Source organism: Thiomonas sp. X19 (assembly GCF_900089495.1).
Classification (GTDB): domain Bacteria; phylum Pseudomonadota; class Gammaproteobacteria; order Burkholderiales; family Burkholderiaceae_C; genus Thiomonas_A.
The window spans coordinates 1,149,343-1,167,266 of record NZ_LT605203.1; the positions used below are offsets into that span (position 1 = coordinate 1,149,343).

Here is a 17,924-nt window from a genome sequence, read left to right on the forward strand (position 1 = left end):
GAGCTTCTCGAGGTCAATGCCCCAGTCATGGTGCGGCGCTCGGACGCCTTCTCGACAACATCGCGTTGCGGCAGTCCGCTTGGCATCGCGAACTCCATGTAGCCGCTTCCGGGACGGACGCTGGCCATCTTGCGCCGGATTGCGCGGTAGCTGGTGATGATGCCTTGCTTCTTCGGCGCCAGGAGCAGCTTCACCCGCAGCGCGTCGAAGCTGTAGCCTCGCCCCATGCACGCGATCGCCCGCGTGAGCCGAAAAAACCGGGTTCAGGGCACGAGGATGGTGGGCGCGGCCGGGGCGGCGGTTTGTGGCCAGTCGAGGCTGTAATGCAGGCCGCGGCTTTCGTGGCGCAGCTGGGCGGAGCGAACAATGAGTTCGGCCACCTGCAGCAGGTTGCGCAGCTCCAGCAGGTCGCGCGTGACGCGGAAGTTGGCGTAGAACTCGTCCACCTCCGACTGCAGCAGGTCGATGCGGTGGGCGGCGCGCTCCAGCCGCTTGTCGGTGCGGACGATGCCGACGTAGTTCCACATGAGGCGGCGCAGTTCGTCCCAGTTGTGGGCGATGACGACCAGCTCGTCGGCGTCGCTCACGCGGCTTTCGTCCCACGGCCGCGGGGCAAGCATGGGGGGCTGCTCGGCCTCGCCGATGGCCTGCGCCGCCGCGGTGCCGAACACCACGCATTCCAGCAGCGAGTTGCTGGCCAGACGGTTGGCGCCATGCAGGCCGGTGTAGGCCACTTCGCCGACGGCGTAGAGGCCGGGCAGGTCGGTGCGGCCAGCCAGGTCGGTGAGCACGCCGCCACAGGTGAAGTGCACCGCCGGCACCACGGGAATGGGCTCGCGCGCGATGTCGATGCCGAGGTCCAGGCAGCGTTGATGGATGGTGGGGAAGTGCTGGCGAATGAAGGCTTCCCCCTTGTGGGTGATGTCGAGATAGACGCAGTCGAGCCCATGCTTTTTCATCTCGAAGTCGATGGCGCGGGCCACCACGTCGCGTGGCGCGAGTTCGGCGCGTGCGTCGTGCGCCGGCATGAAGCGGGTGCCGTCGGGCAGCTTGAGCAGCCCGCCTTCGCCGCGCAGCGCCTCGGAGATGAGGAAGCTCTTGGCCTTGGGGTGGTACAGGCAGGTGGGGTGGAACTGGATGAACTCCATGTTCGCCACGCGGCAGCCGGCGCGCCAGGCCATGGCAAGGCCGTCGCCGCTGGCGGTGTCGGGGTTGGTGGTGTAGCGGTACACCTTGCCCGCGCCGCCCGTGGCCAGCACGGTATGCGCGGCGGGGTAGGTTTCCACGCGGTTGCTGCTGGTGTTGAGGGCGTAGGCGCCCCAGCAGCGGCGCGGGCCGACCATGTCCATGTGGCGGTCGGTGATGAGGTCCACCGCCACGTGGTTTTCCAGCAGGGTGATGCGCGGATGCGCCCGTGCCCGCGCCAGCAGGGTGCGCTGGATGGCGGCGCCGGTGGCGTCGGCCACGTGGGCAATGCGGCGCTGGCTGTGGCCGCCCTCGCGCGTGAGGTGCAGATCGCCGTGCTCGGTGTCGAAGGGCACGCCTTGCTCGCGCAGCCAGGCGATGGCGGCCGGGCCGTGTTCCACCACGAAGCGCGTGGCCGGCAGGTCGTTCAGCAAGGCGCCGGCCACCAGGGTGTCGTGCACATGGGCGTCGAAGCTGTCGCCATCGGCCAGCACCGCGGCAATGCCGCCTTGCGCCCATTGGCTGGACGAAACCTCCAGCTCGCGTTTGGCCAGAACCGTGACCTGGAAACGCTCGGCCAGGTGCAGGGCGGTGCTCAGGCCGGCGAGGCCGCCGCCCAAAATGAGAACGTCGCAATGTTGCATGGAAATAGGAGTCGCATGGAAGAAGGCCGCGCGGGTGACGACCAAGCCACGATTGTCCACGGGAACGCCAACGCGCTGGCATCCACGGCACGAGACCCGCCGCGCGATGGGGTGGCCCTGGCGGGGTCGAGCAACAATCGCCACCCGACTGACAAAGCCCCGCAAGGCGTGGAAAATAGGCGGCACAACACAACCATCGGGAGACAAGCCATGAACATCCCATCGCTGCAACAAGTCGTGAGCGCCGAAGAATGGGCGCTGCGCTGCGACCTCGCCGCCTGCTACCGCCTGGCGGCGCTGCATGGCTGGAGCGACCTCGTCTTCACCCACATCAGCGCCAAGCTGCCGGCGTCCGCCACCGGCGGCGAGCACCATTTCCTCATCAACCCCTACGGCCTGATGTTCGAGGAGATCACCGCCTCCAGCCTGGTGAAGGTGGACATGCAATGCAACAAACTGCACGACAGCCCCTTCCCGGTCAACCCGGCCGGGTTCGTCATTCACAGCGCGGTGCACGAGGTGCGCCCCGAGGCCGGTTGCGTGCTGCACACCCACACCCGCGCGGGCGTGGCGGTCAGCGCGCAAAAGCAGGGCGTGCTGGCCATCAGCCAGCAAAGCACGTTCGTGCTGGCCTCGCTGGCTTATCACGACTACGAAGGCGTGGCCTTCCGCCCGGACGAAAAGCCGCGCCTGCAGGCCGACCTGGGCAAGGCGAATTTCCTCGTGCTGCGCAACCACGGCCTGCTCACCGTGGGCCCGACCATCGCCGACGCCTTCCTCAGCATGTACGTGCTGGAAAGCACCTGCCAGATTCAGGTCGCGGCGCTTGCCGGGCAGAACGGCGCCGAGGGCTTGACAGCCGTGCACCCACAAATCGTCGCCGGCGTGGCCGAAGCCATGCGCGTGCAAACGGGTGGAATGGGCGGCGCCTTCGTCTGGCCGGCGCTGCTGCGCAAGCTGGAGCGCACCGACCCGGGCTACAAGGTTTGAGCTTCGCCGCGCGGGGCGGGGCTGCGCCTCAAGCTTCCAGGTTGTCGATCAAACGCGTGCCCCCCAGACGTGCGGCACCGAGAACAACCAGTGGGGCGTGGCTTTGCACATCGCCCGTGCTTGGTGCTGACAGATCGCTGCGGCGGCGGATGGTGAGGTAGTCGGGCGCCCAGCCTTGCGCGGCCAGCGCCTGCATGGCCTGGGCTTCGTGGGCGTGCAGTCCGGCAGGCGTCGTGATGGCGCGCAGTTGCTCGGCCAACTGGCGCAAGGCGGCCTGCAGTTGTGGCGCCCGGGCGCGCTGCTCGGGCGTGAGATAGCCGTTGCGCGAGGACAGCGCGAGGCCGTCGGTGTCGCGCACGGTGTCGAGCCCGATGATGGCGATGGGCAGGGCGAACTGTTCCACCATGCGGCGGATGACGAGCAGTTGCTGGTAGTCCTTCTTGCCGAACACGGCGTGGGCTGGCTGCACCATCTGGAACAGCTTCATCACCACCGTGGCCACGCCTTCGAAATGACCGAGGCGAGAGGCGCCATCGAGGATGTCGGCCAGGGCCGGGTCGGGCCGCACGCGGAAGGTTTGCGGCTGCGGGTACATCGTGGCCTCAAGGGGCGCGAACAGCAGGTCGCAGCCGGCCTCGGCCAGCAATTGCGCGTCGCGCTGCAGGGTGCGCGGGTAGCGGTCGAAGTCCTCGTGCGGCGCGAACTGCAGGCGGTTGACGAAGATGCTGGCCACCACGGGCACACGCAATTCACGCGCCCGCGCCACCAGGGCGAGATGCCCGGCGTGCAGATTGCCCATGGTGGGCACCAGGGCACGGTCGGGCAGATCGCGCAGGGCGGTGCGCAGTTCAGCGAGGGTGTGGACGGTTTGCATGGAATGAAGCGTTGTCGCGCTCACGCCGGCGAGGGAGGGACGGGGGCGCGCGGGAAAGCGGATCAGGGGATCAGGCGTAGCCGTGCTGCGCTTCATCGGGAAAGTGGCCGGCTTTGACCTCGCGCACATAGCTGCGAATGGCGTCGGAAATGCTGCCGGCGCCCGGCATGAAGTTGCGCACGAAACGGGGCTTGAGGCCGGCGGTGATGTCGAGCATGTCGTGCAGCACCAGCACCTGGCCGTGGGTGCGGGCGCCGGCGCCGATGCCGATGGTGATGCCCGGGTAATCGGCGCTGATTTGCGCGGCCAGGTCGGAGGGCACGAGTTCGAGCACCAGCATGGCAGCGCCCGCAGCGCCGAGTTCCGCGGCGTGCTGGCGCAAGGTGTCGGCGGCTTGCGCGCCGCGGCCCTGAATGCGGTAGCCGCCGAGCGCGTGCACGCTTTGCGGCGTGAGGCCCAGATGCGCGCACACCGGAATGCCGCGCGTCACCAGCGCGGTGACCACGGGCGTGGTCCAGCCGCCGCCTTCGAGCTTGATCATCTGCGCGCCGGCCTGCATCAGCGTCACGCTGCTGGCCACGGCCTGTTCGACACTGCCCTGGTAGCTGCCGAAGGGCAGGTCGGCAATGAGCCAGGCGGTGCGGTTGCCGCGCGCCACACAGGCGGTGTGATAGGCCAGTTGCTCCAGCGTCACCGGCAGGGTGGAGGCGTGGCCCTGCATCACCATGCCGAGCGAGTCGCCCACCAGCAGGCAGTCGACGCCTGCGGCGTCGAGCAGGCTGGCGCTGGCGGCGTCGTAAGCGGTGAGCATGGACACTTTCTCACCGGTTTCGCGCATGGCGCGCAAGCGGTGCAGGGTGATGGCTTTGCGCCCGGCCGCAGGGGCGGGGCTGCCGCCATAGGCGGGCGTGTCAGCGGTCATGGAATGTGGTTCTCTGGACTGCCCGCCGCGTGGCGGCGGGCCGGGGCGGCCATTATGCCGATTTTGGCGCACCGCAGGAGGGCGCGACGCACAAGGTCTGGGCCTTCGGGCCGGAGCTGCGGGGCACGACGCGTCCTCAACTGGGCGTGTAGGCCAGGCGCACATAGAGCGGCGCATAGGCCTCCGCCTGGGTCATCTGCACCAGACCTTCACGCGCGAGTTCCAGCAGGGCGATGAAGCTGACCACGGCGTAGGCCAGGCCGCGCGCGGGCTCGAACAGGTCCTGAAATTCGAGAAAGCGGCGGTCCTGCAGCCGGCGCAACACGTGGCTCATGACCTCGCGCACCGAAATCTGCTCGCGGCTGATGGTGTGATGCGCGTTGAGCCGGGCGCGCTTGAGCACCTCGGCCCAGGCGGCGCGCAACTCGTCGACGCTGACTTCGGGCAGCAGCAGCCGGGCCGATTTTTCCACCACCACCTGCACGCGCCAGAAGTCGCGCCCAGCCTGGGGCAGGGTTTCGATCTGCTGCGCGGCCAGCTTCATGCGCTCGTACTCCAGCAGCCGGCGCACCAGCTCGGCGCGCGGGTCTTCCGCCTCCTGGCCCTCGGCCGCGGGCGGGCGCGGCAGCAGCATGCGCGACTTGATCTCGATCAGCATGGCCGCCATCAACAGGTACTCGGCGGCCAGTTCCAGGTTGTGCTGGCGGATCTGCTCGACGTAGTCGAGATACTGGCGCGTGACTTGCGCCATCGGGATGTCGAGGATGTTGAAGTTCTGGCGCCGGATCATGTAGAGCAACAGATCCAGCGGCCCCTCGAAGGCTTCGAGAAACACCTCCAGCGCATCGGGCGGGATGTAGAGGTCTTGCGGCAGCTCGAACAAGGGTTGGCCGTACAGCCGCGCCACCGCCAGGCCGTCCACCGTGGCGGGCGTGGAATCGGCGATCGGGGTGGCCAGTTCGGCTGCGTCCAGGCGCGACATGGGCTGGGCGTGGGGAATGCGTCGGGGGTGAGCGGGCAGCGGCGGCGCCGCCGCTGGGCTCACTCGCTGCCGTAGACGTAAGGCTTTTGCGGCACCTCCGCGGCGTCGAAAGCTTCACGCAGTTGGGGGTCTTGCGGCTTGTCCCACAGCAAGGCGCGGCCCTGCTTCTGTTGGGCTTCGAGTTCAGGGTTCTGCACCTTCAGGCTCTGAATGAAGCGGGTGGCTTCGGACACATAAGGTTTGACGACGAAGGGCATGGCGCAATCCTGCTGGATGGAGAAGCATGATTTTAGGGGGGCGTGTTGCGCATCGCCCACGCCGCCTTGATTGCGCTTGAGGATGCGTCACTCCACGACGCCGCAGCATCCCCGCACCTGCCATCCGCCGCCGTCGTAGCCGCCACGCTCGCCTCCAACGCCTTGCTCGCCGCCTGCGGCAGCGCGCCTGCCGGCAGCACACCACGGCGAAACTGCCGCCACCCTCCCAGGCCCAGGCGGCGCGCTTTCTTGGCCAAGCTTTGCAACGAGACCATGGTGGCGGGCTATCTCGACTTCATGCAGGGCGTGATTCAAAGCGGCATCGGCAAGCTCAAGCCCGACTACCCTCCCCGAGTTGCCCCAGGCCGACGCCGCCGCGGCGTTGGTGGCGCGCTACAACCTGCTGCTCGCGGGCGGACGCTTGGATGCCGACACGCTGGCGACCATCACCGGCGGCGTGAACAGGCCCTAACAAGTCCGACCCGCCTGCTGCCGACCACCAGCGTCGATCAACTCGCCGCCACCCTGGCCAGTTGGATGGGCGTGGCCGACAGCGAAATGCCGCTGGTGGTGCCACAGGTCGGCGACCACACGACGCGCAATCCGGGGCTGCTGGCCTGATCTTGCGCGACGCCGCTGGGACCCAAAGCGAGGAGGTTAAACCAGCAGTTCGTGCGCGGCATTCCACGCGGCGTCGACGCTGGGCGTGACGCTGTTCCCGCCCAGGGCGCGGGCGATGGCAGGGGACGTGGGGGTGAACAGCTCCGGCCCGGTGCTGACGAATAGCCCGACCACCGGCCGGCGCAGCGCGGCGGCCATGTGGGTGAAGCCGGTGTCCACGCCGATGACCAGACGGCATTGCGCGATGATGTGCAGCATGTCGAGCAGGCCGCGGCGGTCGAGAATTTGTGCCGCGCCGGTGGGAAGGCCCTCGATGATGCGCTGCGCACGTTCCCGTTCGGCGGCATTGCCCCAGGCCACTTGCAGACGCAATCCCTGTTCCACCAGCCGCGCCGCCAGTTGCTGCCAATGGCCCAGCGGCCAGAGCTTTTCTGGTTTGGAGGCGCCATGGGCCAGGAACACGGTGGGTGGCGCGGCAGGGTCGTGTTGATACGGAAAGCGTTGGTCGATGGCGTAATCGATGGGCCGCGCCAAATCGGTGTCGAGCACGGCCTGCGCGAACACGCGCCGTCCTTCCGTGCCATGCATGCTGAGCGGCCGAGCGAAGTGCAGGCGATAAGCGAGCGCGGCCAGCGGTTCGCCGCCGCAGTCTTGCGCGCGGTAGCCCACGCGCAGCGGGCTCTTGGCCAGGCGGGCGACGATGGCGCTCTTGAGCACGCTGTGCGGGTCCCACACCAGGTCGTAGGTCTGTGCGCGCAGGGCGCGGAGCTGCGCCAGCAGGCGGCGCCATGCGGCGGCGCTGGCGGGGGCGTTCTGCACGGCTTTGAGGGGCAGCGCGAACACCCGGCGCACGGCGGGGTGCAGGCGGGGGATGTCGGCGAAGCGGGCGTCCACCGCCCAGTCGATGGCGATGCCGGGCCAGCGCGCGGCGATGTCGGACACGGCCGGCAGGGTCTGCACCTGATCGCCCATCGCGGAAATCTGCACCAGCAGCAGGCTGCGCGGCGCCTGCGGCAGGCTGGCTTCGCCCCAGCGCAGGGGCAGCTGCGCGCGCGTCATGCCGCGCGCGGTGCCAGAGGCCGGCCCAGTTTGCGTTCGAGCACGCGCAGCGGCGCGGTGTCGGGCACGAGCTGGTCGTCCACGTCCAGATAGAAGGTCTGCTCCATCATGTGCTGGCCGGCCATCACGGCGTGCAGCACCTGGTCGGAGAACACCACCCAGGTGGCGCCCGGCGCGAAGTCCACGGTTTGCTGCGGGGACTGGCTTTGGAATGACGCATCGGCCTTGGCCAGGTCGTGCAGCTGCAGCATGGCGTGGTCGTAGGGTGTGCGGCGCGACTTGGTGACATGCAGCGCCTGCAGCAGCCAGGCCGAGCCGGGCAGGGCCGCACGCAGGCGCCGGGCGTAGCGGTCGGCCAGATCGGCGAAGGGCTCGCCCACGCGCCAGACGCGCGGCTTGCCGTCGCGGTTGAGGTTGGTGAACACGCGCAGCAGGCGCACCCCTTGCGTGGGATTGGAGGGAAAGGCGTCGACATGCAGCCGGGTGTCGTCTTTGCGCCAGGAGCTTTCGCGCCCTTCGACGGCGAAGGGGCGCAGCGAGGCGTTGCCGGCGCGCAGCTTGCCGCGGTAGTGCGGGAACAGCCGGTCGACGAGCTGCTGCGCCTGCGCCGCGAAGCGCCGGATCATGGCCTGCAGCGCCGCCAGATCATCGGCCGACCCTTGCGCGCCGCGCAGCTCGTTCTGCCCGCGCAGGCTGATGTTCTTGGATCTGCCGTCGCTCCAGGCCGGGTCGAGGAAACGCGCCTCGCCGGGCAGCAGGGCGAAGGCGAGATGCGGGAAGTGCAGCACATGTCCGCCCTCGACCAGATGCTCGACGTGGCGCGTGGGTCCGGTGTCATCCCAGGCGGAGTCGGGCAGGGTGCGCAGCGCATCGGCGGGGGCCGGGGTGGTCATGGCGAGTCTCCTTGCGGCGGTTGGGCCCGGCTCAGCGCACGCGCATGCCGGGCTGGGCGCCGGGGTGGGGGTCGAGCAGGTAGAGACCGGGCTGGTTTTTTTCGTCGGCGCCGCTGGCGGCCAGCACCATGCCTTCGCTGAGGCCGAACTTCATCTTGCGCGGCGCCAGATTGGCCACCATCACAGTGAGTTTACCGATGAGGTCCTCGGGCTTGTAGGCGCTCTGGATGCCGGAGAACACGTTGCGCGTGCGGGGCAGCCCGTCGTCGCCGGTTTCGCCCACGTCTAGCGTGAGGCGTAGCAGCTTGGTCGAGCCTTCCACGGCCTCGGCATGGACGATGCGAGCGATGCGCAGGTCGATCCTGGCGAAGTCGTCGATGGTGATGACGTCGTCTTGCGCGATGGCGGCAGCGCGCATGGTCTTGCCGTTGGTGGCAGGGGCGGCTGCCGTTGCGGGCGCGTTGACTTCGAACAGCTTGTCGAGCAGCTTGGGGTCGATGCGCTGCATCAGGTGCTGGTAGGGCGCGGCGTGCTCGGGCAAGGTGGCGGCGTCGGCCCAGAGGAAGTCGCGTTCCAGGCCGAAGAGTTCGCGCGCCACGCGGGCGGTGAGCGCCGGCAGCACCGGGCTCAGCATCACCGACAGCAACCAGAACCCCGCCAGCGCCCACGAGCAGGCGTCCTGCAGTTCGGCGCGGCGGGCCTCGTTCTTGGCCAGCAGCCAGGGCTGGGCGGCGTCGAAGGCGGTGTTGATGCGGTCGGCGTAAGCCATGACTTCGCGCAGGGCGCGGGCGTATTCGCGCGCCTCGTAGGCGGCGGCCACGTCGTCGGCCAGAGCGCGGGCTGCATCGACCATCTCGCCCGTTGCCCCGTGGTAGCCCAACCGGCCGTCGAAAGACTGGCTGATGAATTTGGCGGCGCGGCTGGCGATGTTGACGTACTTGCCGATGAGGTCGCTGTTCACCCGGGCGACGAAATCCTCCGGCGTGAAGTCCACGTCTTCCACCCGCGACGACAGCTTGGCCGCCAGGTAGTAGCGCAGCCATTCGGGGTTGAGGCCGATGTCGAGATACTTCAGCGGCGAAATGCCGGTGCCGCGGCTCTTGCTCATCTTCTCGCCGCCCACGGTGACGAAGCCGTGCACGTTGATCTGGCTCGGTGTTTTGCGGCCCGAGAACTTGAGCATGGCCGGCCAGAACAGGGTGTGGAAGTAGACGATGTCCTTGCCGATGAAGTGCACCTGCTCCACCGCCGGATCGGCCATGAAGGTGTCGAAATCCTGCGTCGTGCGCGAAGCCGCGTGCCAGTGGGCGGCGGCCTGGCCCTTGTCGAAGTGGTTCTTCAGGCTGGCGAGGTAGCCGACGGGGGCATCGAGCCAGACATAGAAATACTTGCCCGGCGCGTCGGGAATCTCGATGCCGAAGTAGGGCGCGTCGCGCGAAATGTCCCAGTCGGCCAGGCCGCCGTGGCCGTTCTCATCGACCGCGAACCATTCGCGCACCTTGTTCAGCACCTCGGTCTGCAAATGCGGCTGGCCGTGGGCGTTGCTGGCTTGCGCCCACTCGCGCAGAAAGTCGGCGCAGCGGTCGGACGAGAGCTGGAAGAAGTAATGCTCGCTCTTGCGCAGCTCGGGCGTGGCGCCCGACAACGTGGAATACGGGTTCTTGAGTTCGGTGGGGGCATACACCGCGCCGCACACCTCGCAGGCGTCGCCGTACTGGTCGGCGGCGCCGCATTTGGGGCACTGCCCCTTGATGTAGCGGTCGGGCAGGAACATGCCCTTGACCGGGTCGTAGAACTGCTCGATGTCGCGCATCGCGATCAGCCCGCTCTTGCGCAGCGCGCGATAAACGTCCTGCGCCAGCTGGTGGTTCTCGGCACCATCGGTGTTGTGCCAGTTGTCGAAGCGGATGTGAAAGCCGTCGAGATATTGCTGGCGCCCGGCGGCGATGTCGGCGACGAACTGCTGCGGCGTCTTGCCCGCTTTTTCGGCGGCGATCATGATGGGCGCGCCGTGGGCGTCGTCGGCGCCGACGAAGTGCACCTCGTTGCCGCCCATGCGCTGAAAGCGCACCCAGGTGTCGGCCTGGATGTATTCCATGATGTGGCCGATGTGGAACGGCCCGTTGGCGTAGGGCAGCGCGGTGGTGACGAACAGGCGGCGCTTGGGGCTGGAATTCATGCGGCGGTGTGGCGGTGGGGCGCTCTGGATGGCGGCGCGGGGTGAAATTCGGGCGCTGGATTCGCGGCGGGCGGCGGCTGCCGGCCGCTTGGCAGGCAGGCTGGAATTGTAGGCAGCCGTCGGCCGCGCCGTGTGTAGGCGCTTGCAGGGAGAACTAGACTGCGCTCATTCCTCGTTTCGATCTCCACCCCCCACCATGCCCACGGAACAGCAGATTCTCGACGCCCTCGCCAACATTCCCGACCCCAACACCGCGCAGAGTCTGGTGGCGGCCAAGGCCATCAAAAATCTGCGCGTCGATGGCGGCGAGGTGTCCCTGGAGGTCCAGCTCGGCTACCCGGCGCAAAGCCAGCATGCCGAGCTGCGGCGCCAGGTGATTGCCGCCGTGCGCAGCGTGGCCGGCGTGGCCAACGTCTCGGTGCAGGTGGGCATGAAGGTCGCCGCCCATGCGGTGCAGCGCGGCGTGAAAACCCTGCCGGGGGTGAAGAACATCATCGCCGTGGCGTCGGGCAAGGGTGGCGTGGGCAAGAGCACCACGGCCGCCAATCTGGCGCTGGCGCTGGCCGCCGAGGGTGCCCGCGTCGGCCTGCTCGACGCCGACATTTACGGCCCTTCGCAGCAGATGATGATGGGCTTGTCGGGCCGCCCGGAAAGCAGCGACGGCCAGACCATGGAGCCGCTGGAAAACTACGGCCTGCAGGTCATGTCCATCGGTCTGCTGATGGATGCCGACAGCCCGATGATCTGGCGCGGCCCGATGGCCACGCAGGCGCTGGAGCAACTGCTGCGCCAGACCCATTGGCAGGACCTCGACTACCTCATCGTCGACATGCCGCCCGGCACCGGCGACATCCAGCTCACCCTGAGCCAGCGCGTGCCGCTGACCGGCGCGGTCATCGTCACCACGCCGCAGGACATCGCCCTGCTCGACGCGCGCAAGGGCCTGAAGATGTTCGAGAAGGTGCAGGTGCCGGTGCTCGGCATCGTCGAGAACATGGCGGTGTACGTCTGCCCGAACTGCGGCCACAGCTCGCACATCTTTGGCGAAGGCGGCGGCGCGAAAATGGCGGGCGATTACGACGTGGACCTGCTCGGCAGCCTGCCGCTGGACCTGCGCATCCGCGAGCAGGCCGACAGCGGCCGCCCCAGCGTGGTGGCCGACCCCGAAGGCGCGGCGGCACTGGAATACAAGGCCATCGCCCGCAAGGTGGCGGTGAAAGTGGCGCAACGGGCGAAGGACTACTCCACCATGTTCCCCACCATCACCATTTCCGAGACCTGAGCGGCGGCAGGGGGCCGCTGGCGCGGCGGCTCTCCACGGGTTCGGCGTTTCGGCCACCTGCGCCGATCTGCGGCGCGTTGGCGGACTGACTCGGACTGGTCAAAAATCCAGCCTCGCGCTATTCTCTTGCGGGAAATTTAGAACGGTCGTTCGTTTTTTCGTGGGGTCTCCCGCCGACCCGAACCGAGCGCCCGCACGCACAAAAGGAGACAGCATGATGGATCGCCCCTGGCTTGCGCATTACCCCGCGGGTGTGCCCGCCGACATCGACCCCGGCGCCTACGGCTCGCTGGCGAAGCTGCTGGAACACAGCTTTGCCGCAAACGCCGACCGGCCCGCATTCGCCTTCATGGGCAAGCGCACCAGCTATGCGCAGTGGGAGGCGTATTCCACCGCCTTTGCCGCCTGGCTGCAGACCCAGGGGCTGAAGCCGGGCGACCGCGTCGCGGTGATGATGCCCAATGTGCCGCAATACCCGGTGGCCGTGGCCGCCATCCTGCGCGCCGGCCTGGTGGTGGTCAACGTCAATCCGCTCTACACCCCGCGCGAACTGGAACACCAGTTGCGCGACAGCGGCGCGGTGGCCATGGTGATTCTGGAGAATTTCGCGCACACGCTGGAGCAGGTCGGCGACCGTGGCGCCTTGCGTCTGGTGGTCGTGGCCAACATGGGCGAGATGCTGGGCTTTGCGCTTGGGCTCGTCGTCAACTATGTGGTGCGGCACAAGAAGAAGCTGGTGCCGCGTTGGAGCCTGCCCGGCCATGTGAAGTTCAGCAAGGCCCTGGCGGCAGGAGGCAGGCTGCACTTTGCGGCGCCGGCGATTCAGGCCGAAGACGTGGCCGTGCTGCAGTACACCGGCGGCACCACCGGGGTGTCCAAGGGGGCCGCGCTCACGCATCGCAATCTCATCGCCAATGTGTTGCAGTCGGTCGCCTGGAACCAGCCGGCGCTGCGCAAGCACCCGGGCCTGACCCAGATCAACACGGTCTGTGCGCTGCCGCTCTATCACATCTTCGCCTTCACGGTGGTGATGCTCCTCTCGGTGGAGCAGGGCGGCATGATGATCCTCATTCCCAACCCGCGCGATCTCCCCGGCACGCTGAAGGAGCTGGCGCGCTACGACATTCATTCCTTCCCGGCGGTCAACACCCTGTTCAACGCCCTGGTCCATCACCCGGACTTCGACAAGGTGAACTGGAAGCACCTGGTCACCTCGCTGGGCGGCGGCATGGCGGTGCAGGAAGCGGTGGCGCGCAAGTGGCTGGAGCGCACCGGCTGCGCCATCTGCGAGGGCTACGGCTTGTCCGAAACCTCGCCTTCGGTGTCCTGCAACCCGACCGACACCGATCGCTTCACCGGCACCATCGGCATGCCGATTCCATCCACGGAAATCATCATCCTCGACGACGACGGCAGGCCGCAGCCCTCCGGCCAGCCGGGCGAGATCGCGGTGCGCGGGCCTCAGGTCATGCGCGGCTACTGGGGGCGCGACGACGAAACCGCCAAGGCCTTCACCGCCGACAGTTTTTTCAAGACGGGCGATATCGGCATCATGAATGACGAGGGCTTCATCAAGATCGTCGACCGCAAGAAAGACATGATCCTGGTCTCCGGCTTCAACGTCTACCCCAACGAGGTGGAAGACGTGGCGGTGATGCATCCCGGCGTGCTCGAAGCCGCCGCGGTCGGCATGCCGGATGAGAACTCCGGTGAAGCGGTGCGGCTGTTCATCGTCCGCAAAGATCCGGGCCTGACCGAAGATGCACTCAAGGCGTTCATGGCCGAGCGCCTCACCGGCTACAAGCGGCCCAAGACCATCGTGTTCCGCGACGAATTGCCCAAGACCCCGGTGGGGAAAATTCTGCGACGCGCCTTGCGCGACGAGGCGGTTCCGACGGCCTCCGCGGTGGCGCCTGCGCCAGCCCAGGCATCGTCCCCGGTGCACTGAAACCACGGCCAGCCCTCCAGGGGGTTGCGTCAGCGCAGGGACACTTTCGCTGAGCCGACCGGGCCGGCGCTTACGGCCCGCTGCGCGTGGCCTGCAACAAGGCGCAGGCGGCGTCCAGGTCCATCGCCGGCCACAGAGCCAACCCCTGCACCTGGCTGCAGCCGGCCTGCTCGATCCAGCGCAGATCGGCGGCATCTTGCACGCCTTCGGCGACTGCGTCCATGCCGAGAGACGCCGCCATCGCCAGGGTCGCGGTGACGACCGCCGCCTTGTAGCGGTCTTGCGCCACGCCGTGGGTGAAGGTGCGGTCGATCTTGAGTTGCGTCGCCGGCAGGCGGGTGATGTATTCCAGGTTGGAGAAGCCGACGCCGAAATCGTCCAGCGAAACGCGCACGCCCATGGCGCGTATGGTGTCGAGCGTGAGCAGGCAGTCGGGGCAGGACATGACCTGCTGGTTCTCGGTGATTTCGATGGTGAGCGCGGCGGGTTCGATGCCGGCTGCGGCGAGTTCGTCACGCAGGCATTCGACGCAGCCGCTTTTCAGCTGGGCGGGCGAGACATTCACCGACATGTGCCCGGTGTAGCCGCAGTCGTCGCGCAGGCGCCGCAGGGCTTGCAGGCTCAGGCGGATGATCAGAAAGCCGAAGGCGGAGATCAGCCCCAGATCCTGGATCATGGGAATGAATTCCGTCGGACCGATTTCCTCGCCATTGGGCCGCGTCCAGCGCGCCAGGGCCTCGAAGCCGACGACGCCGTAGCGCCGCTGCGCCGGCAGGTGTTCGGGTGCGTGCCGCTGCAGCCGGGCGATGGGCTGCAGCGCGATACGAAAGCTCTGCTGCTCGAGCGCCGCGTGCAGTTCGGTTTCCAGTTGGGTGCGCCGCTGCAGCTTGGCCAGGAGTTGCGGCGTGAAGGCCTGCACGCGGTTGCGCCCCTGGGTCTTGGCCTCGTGCAGGGCGGTATCGGCATGGCTGAGCAATTCGGCGATGGTGCGGCCATCGCGCGGGAACTGCGCCACGCCGACGCTCACCGTGGTGTGCAGGATGCGGCCGTCGAGGTCGTAGGGCCGCGCCAGGTCGGCGCGCAGGCGCTCGGCGAGGGCCTCGCTCGCGGGTTCGTTCGCGGCAGCATCGACGTGGCGGGAATACACCAGGAACTCGTCGCCGCCGAAGCGGCCGATCAAGTCGCCCGTGCGGCGCGTGGCGTAGATGCGTTGCGCCGCCTCGGCCAGCACGCGGTCGCCCATGCTGTGGCCCAGGCTGTCGTTGATCTGCTTGAACTGGTCCAGATCGATGAACAGCAAGGCACCACCGACGACCGACGGAGGACCGGACGCGGCTTCGGCGGCGCCGTCTCGCTGCGGCCCGCTGCGCGCGGTGCTTATGGTGCTTGTGGCGGCCTGCGGGCGACCCCGGACCTCCTGCAGCGCGGCTTCCAGCAGGCGCTCGAAGCCGGTGCGATTCGACAGGCCGGTGAGCGCATCGGTGTAGGCGGTGGAATAGAGCTTGTCTTCGGCTTCGCGCTGCTCGGTGATGTCGCTGGCCACGCCACGCCAGCCGCTCAACAGGCTTTGCGCATCCCACACCGGCGCGCCGTTCAGGCGCCACCAGCGGGTGTTGGTGCCCGCGCTGCGAAAGGGCAGCACCAGGTCGTGGAATGGAAGCTGGCGCTGCATCAGCGCGGCGAGCGCTTTCCATTGCGGCAGCGCGGCCAGCGCGGGGTTGAGGCTTTGCCACTGGCGCCCGAGCACGGCCTCGCGCACCTGCTGCACATGGCGGTTGCGCAGCGCGCTGGCGCTCAGGTTGGTGAAGCGGCCTGCGGCATCGAGCTCCCAGAACCAGTCGGACGACAGCTCGGCGAAGGTGCGAAAACGCAGCTCGCTGTCGCGCAGATCGTCCAGCGCCTTTTTGGTGGCGCTGATGTCCACACTGATGCCCATGAGTTCCAGCGGCTCGCCGCTTGCCGATCTGCGGCTCACCAGGCCCTGGCTGCGGGTCCAGATGGTGCTGCCGTCGGTGCGGCAGATCCGGGCTTCCACGCTGGGGCTGACCGGGCCGGATTGCATCACGGCCTGCAGGCCTTTGAGCACGCCATCGCGGTCGGTCTCGGGCACCAGTGCCAGCAGTTCGGCCAGGGTGAGATGGACCGGCTCCTCGCGCAAGCTGGGGTTGGTCCAATTTTGTTCGCTGTGCAAAACACCCTGCTGCAGGTCCAGGGTCCAGAAGGTCGCGCCGGAGGCGTGGCGCAGCAGGCTGGCGCGATCCTGTTGCAGCTTGTTGGCGGAGCGGTCGAGTTCCAGGCAGTAAAAGCCCACCACCTGCGGCGGCAGGTCCGGTTCGCGCGATTCCCAGGCGGGCTGCAGACGCACTTCCATCCAGCGCGCTTCGCGCTCCTGCCTTTGCTCGCGGGCATACAGCACGGTTCTGCCAGCCAGGGCTTCCTGAACATGGGGGCTGATGACGGCCATGGCGTCGGCGTCCATCAGCGTGTCGAGCGGCATGCCGAGAATGTCCAGCACCGGCCGGCCCAGCCAGTTGGCGTAGGCGGCGTTGCATTGGCGCAGCCGGCAGTCGGTGTCGAAATAGGAGAACAGCGCGGGCAGCGCATCCAGCCACTGCGGCGTGAACTCGGGCCCCACGGATGGACCGCTGTAACGGCCTCCTGCCTCGGCCACGCCGGATGCGGGCTGGTCGGGTCGGGAGGGGTCGATGGGCATGCCGGGACTATAGCCCAGCGCCGCCCCTGCGCCTACCGCCGCAACGCCTCGATCCGGGGGGTTTTTCAAGCCTTCTTGCCCTATGCTCGCGGCATGCAGAACACACCCGCAACGCTGACCGAGACTCCCCCCATTCCGGGCACGGCCTATGTCGTCGGCGGCGCCGTGCGCGACGCCCTGCTCGGCCTGCCGGCCGGAGACCGCGACTGGGTGGTGGTCGGTGCCACGCCGCAGCAAATGCTGGACGCCGGCTTCCTGCCGGTGGGGCGCGATTTTCCGGTGTTCCTGCATCCGCGCACGCATGACGAATATGCCCTGGCGCGCACCGAGCGCAAGACCGCGCCGGGTTACCGCGGCTTTTCCGTGCAGGCCGAACCGGGCGTCACGCTGGAAGACGATCTGCTGCGCCGCGACCTCACCATCAACGCCATGGCGCAGGACGCCGCCGGCGCCGTCATCGACCCCTGCGGTGGGCAGCGCGACTTGCGCGACCAGGTGCTGCGCCATGTTTCCCCGGCATTCGCCGAAGACCCGGTGCGCATCCTGCGTCTGGCGCGTTTCGCCGCGCGCTTCGGCAGTTTCACGGTGGCGCCCGAAACCCTGGCGCTGATGCGCGGCATGGTGGCTGCCGGCGAGGTGGACGCGCTGGTGCCCGAACGCGTCTGGCAGGAACTGGCGCGCGGGCTGATGGAAAACCATCCCCGCCGCATGTTCGAGGTGCTGCGCGACTGCGGCGCCCTGGCGCGCATCCTGCCCGAGGTCGATGCCCTGTGGGGCGTGCCGCAGCGCGCCGACGACCACCCCGAGGTGGACTGCGGCGAACACCAGATGCTGGTGCTGCAGGCCGCAGCAGCGCTGCGTGCCGACCTGGCCACGCGCTGGGCCTGCCTGATGCACGACCTGGGCAAGGCCACCACCCCGGCCGAGGTGCTGCCCCGGCATATCGGCCACGAGGCGCGCAGCGTGGCGCTGGGGCGCGCGGTGGCGCAGCGCCTGCGGGTCCCTGCCGACTGCGCCGAGCTTGCCGCCATGGTCGCGGCCGAGCACGGCAATATCCACAGATGCATGGAGTTCGGCGCCGAAGCGCTGCTGCGGCTGCTGGGCCGCTGCGACGCCGTGCGCCGGCCGGCGCGTTTCGCCCAGGCGCTGCTCGCCTGCGAGGCCGACCACCGTGGCCGTGGCGGCGAGTTTGCGCACCAGCCCTATCCCCAGCGCATGCGCCTGCAAGCCGCGCTGGACGCGGCGCTGGCGGTGGACGCCGGGGCCATTGCCCGGCGCGTGCAGCAAGCTGGCGGCAAGGCCACGGCCATCGCCCAGGCGCTGCAGGCGGCGCGGGAAGCGGCCATCGCCCGGCACCTCGGTGTTTGAACGCTGG

General features: G+C 68.4%; 14 protein-coding genes. 5 read left to right on the plus strand and 9 right to left on the minus strand.

Annotated elements, in window-relative coordinates; all coding sequences use genetic code 11:
* Positions 1-263: 263 nt before the first annotated feature.
* Positions 264-1,829: an L-aspartate oxidase gene (gene nadB / locus THIX_RS05390; protein WP_112485387.1), complete on the minus strand. Its 1,566-nt coding sequence runs from the start codon at positions 1,827-1,829 to the stop codon at positions 264-266.
* 210 nt (positions 1,830-2,039) lie between these two features.
* Here nadB and THIX_RS05395 point away from each other — a divergent pair, with 210 nt between their 5' ends.
* Entirely contained in the window at positions 2,040-2,819 is a 780-nt protein-coding gene (locus THIX_RS05395; protein ID WP_112488192.1) for a class II aldolase/adducin family protein, read from the plus strand.
* Between the two features lie 28 nt (positions 2,820-2,847).
* Here THIX_RS05395 and panC read toward each other — a convergent pair whose 3' ends face one another.
* The 4 genes from panC to THIX_RS05415 all read right to left on the minus strand — a co-directional run bounded on the left by panC (position 2,848) and on the right by THIX_RS05415 (position 5,854).
* Complete coding sequence (gene panC, locus THIX_RS05400) at positions 2,848-3,693, minus strand: pantoate--beta-alanine ligase (RefSeq protein WP_112485388.1); 846 nt, start codon at positions 3,691-3,693, stop codon at positions 2,848-2,850.
* 70 nt (positions 3,694-3,763) lie between these two features.
* A complete protein-coding gene (gene panB / locus THIX_RS05405; RefSeq protein WP_112485389.1) occupies positions 3,764-4,615 on the minus strand; it encodes a 3-methyl-2-oxobutanoate hydroxymethyltransferase in 852 nt (283 codons plus the stop codon).
* Positions 4,616-4,751: 136 nt separating this feature from the next.
* Positions 4,752-5,597 carry a ScpA family protein gene (locus THIX_RS05410; protein ID WP_112485390.1) on the minus strand — a complete coding sequence of 282 codons (846 nt, stop codon included), beginning with the start codon at positions 5,595-5,597 and terminating at the stop codon, positions 4,752-4,754.
* Between the two features lie 59 nt (positions 5,598-5,656).
* On the minus strand, positions 5,657-5,854 hold the full coding sequence (locus THIX_RS05415) for a DUF3460 family protein (protein WP_112485391.1): 198 nt from the start codon (positions 5,852-5,854) through the stop codon (positions 5,657-5,659).
* A 42-nt stretch (positions 5,855-5,896) separates the two neighbouring features.
* Here THIX_RS05415 and THIX_RS22885 point away from each other — a divergent pair, with 42 nt between their 5' ends.
* Positions 5,897-6,475 (plus strand): hypothetical protein, encoded by a 579-nt coding sequence (locus tag THIX_RS22885; protein WP_158540808.1) that lies wholly within the window; start codon positions 5,897-5,899, stop codon positions 6,473-6,475.
* 36 nt (positions 6,476-6,511) lie between these two features.
* Here THIX_RS22885 and waaC read toward each other — a convergent pair whose 3' ends face one another.
* From waaC to metG, 3 genes are read right to left on the minus strand one after another with little or no spacing between them, the layout of a single operon-like run.
* Complete coding sequence (gene waaC, locus THIX_RS05430) at positions 6,512-7,534, minus strand: lipopolysaccharide heptosyltransferase I (protein WP_112485394.1); 1,023 nt, start codon at positions 7,532-7,534, stop codon at positions 6,512-6,514.
* A complete protein-coding gene (locus THIX_RS05435; protein ID WP_112485395.1) occupies positions 7,531-8,427 on the minus strand; it encodes a Kdo hydroxylase family protein in 897 nt (298 codons plus the stop codon). The genes waaC and THIX_RS05435 overlap by 4 nt, the downstream gene beginning before the upstream one ends.
* A 31-nt stretch (positions 8,428-8,458) precedes the next feature.
* Positions 8,459-10,606 (minus strand): methionine--tRNA ligase, encoded by a 2,148-nt coding sequence (metG, locus tag THIX_RS05440; protein ID WP_112485396.1) that lies wholly within the window; start codon positions 10,604-10,606, stop codon positions 8,459-8,461.
* A 196-nt stretch (positions 10,607-10,802) separates the two neighbouring features.
* Here metG and apbC point away from each other — a divergent pair, with 196 nt between their 5' ends.
* Both apbC and THIX_RS05450 read left to right on the plus strand, forming a co-directional pair.
* Positions 10,803-11,888: an iron-sulfur cluster carrier protein ApbC gene (apbC, locus tag THIX_RS05445; RefSeq protein ID WP_112485397.1), complete on the plus strand. Its 1,086-nt coding sequence runs from the start codon at positions 10,803-10,805 to the stop codon at positions 11,886-11,888.
* Positions 11,889-12,102: 214 nt separating this feature from the next.
* Positions 12,103-13,836 carry a long-chain-fatty-acid--CoA ligase gene (locus THIX_RS05450; protein ID WP_199195237.1) on the plus strand — a complete coding sequence of 578 codons (1,734 nt, stop codon included), beginning with the start codon at positions 12,103-12,105 and terminating at the stop codon, positions 13,834-13,836.
* 70 nt (positions 13,837-13,906) lie between these two features.
* Here the strand turns inward: THIX_RS05450 and THIX_RS05455 are convergent, their stop codons facing one another.
* Positions 13,907-16,549 carry an EAL domain-containing protein gene (locus tag THIX_RS05455; protein ID WP_112485399.1) on the minus strand — a complete coding sequence of 881 codons (2,643 nt, stop codon included), beginning with the start codon at positions 16,547-16,549 and terminating at the stop codon, positions 13,907-13,909.
* Between the two features lie 93 nt (positions 16,550-16,642).
* On the opposite strand from THIX_RS05455, the gene THIX_RS05460 reads away from it, so the two are divergent.
* Positions 16,643-17,917: a multifunctional CCA addition/repair protein gene (locus THIX_RS05460; protein ID WP_112485400.1), complete on the plus strand. Its 1,275-nt coding sequence runs from the start codon at positions 16,643-16,645 to the stop codon at positions 17,915-17,917.
* Positions 17,918-17,924: the final 7 nt, after the last annotated feature.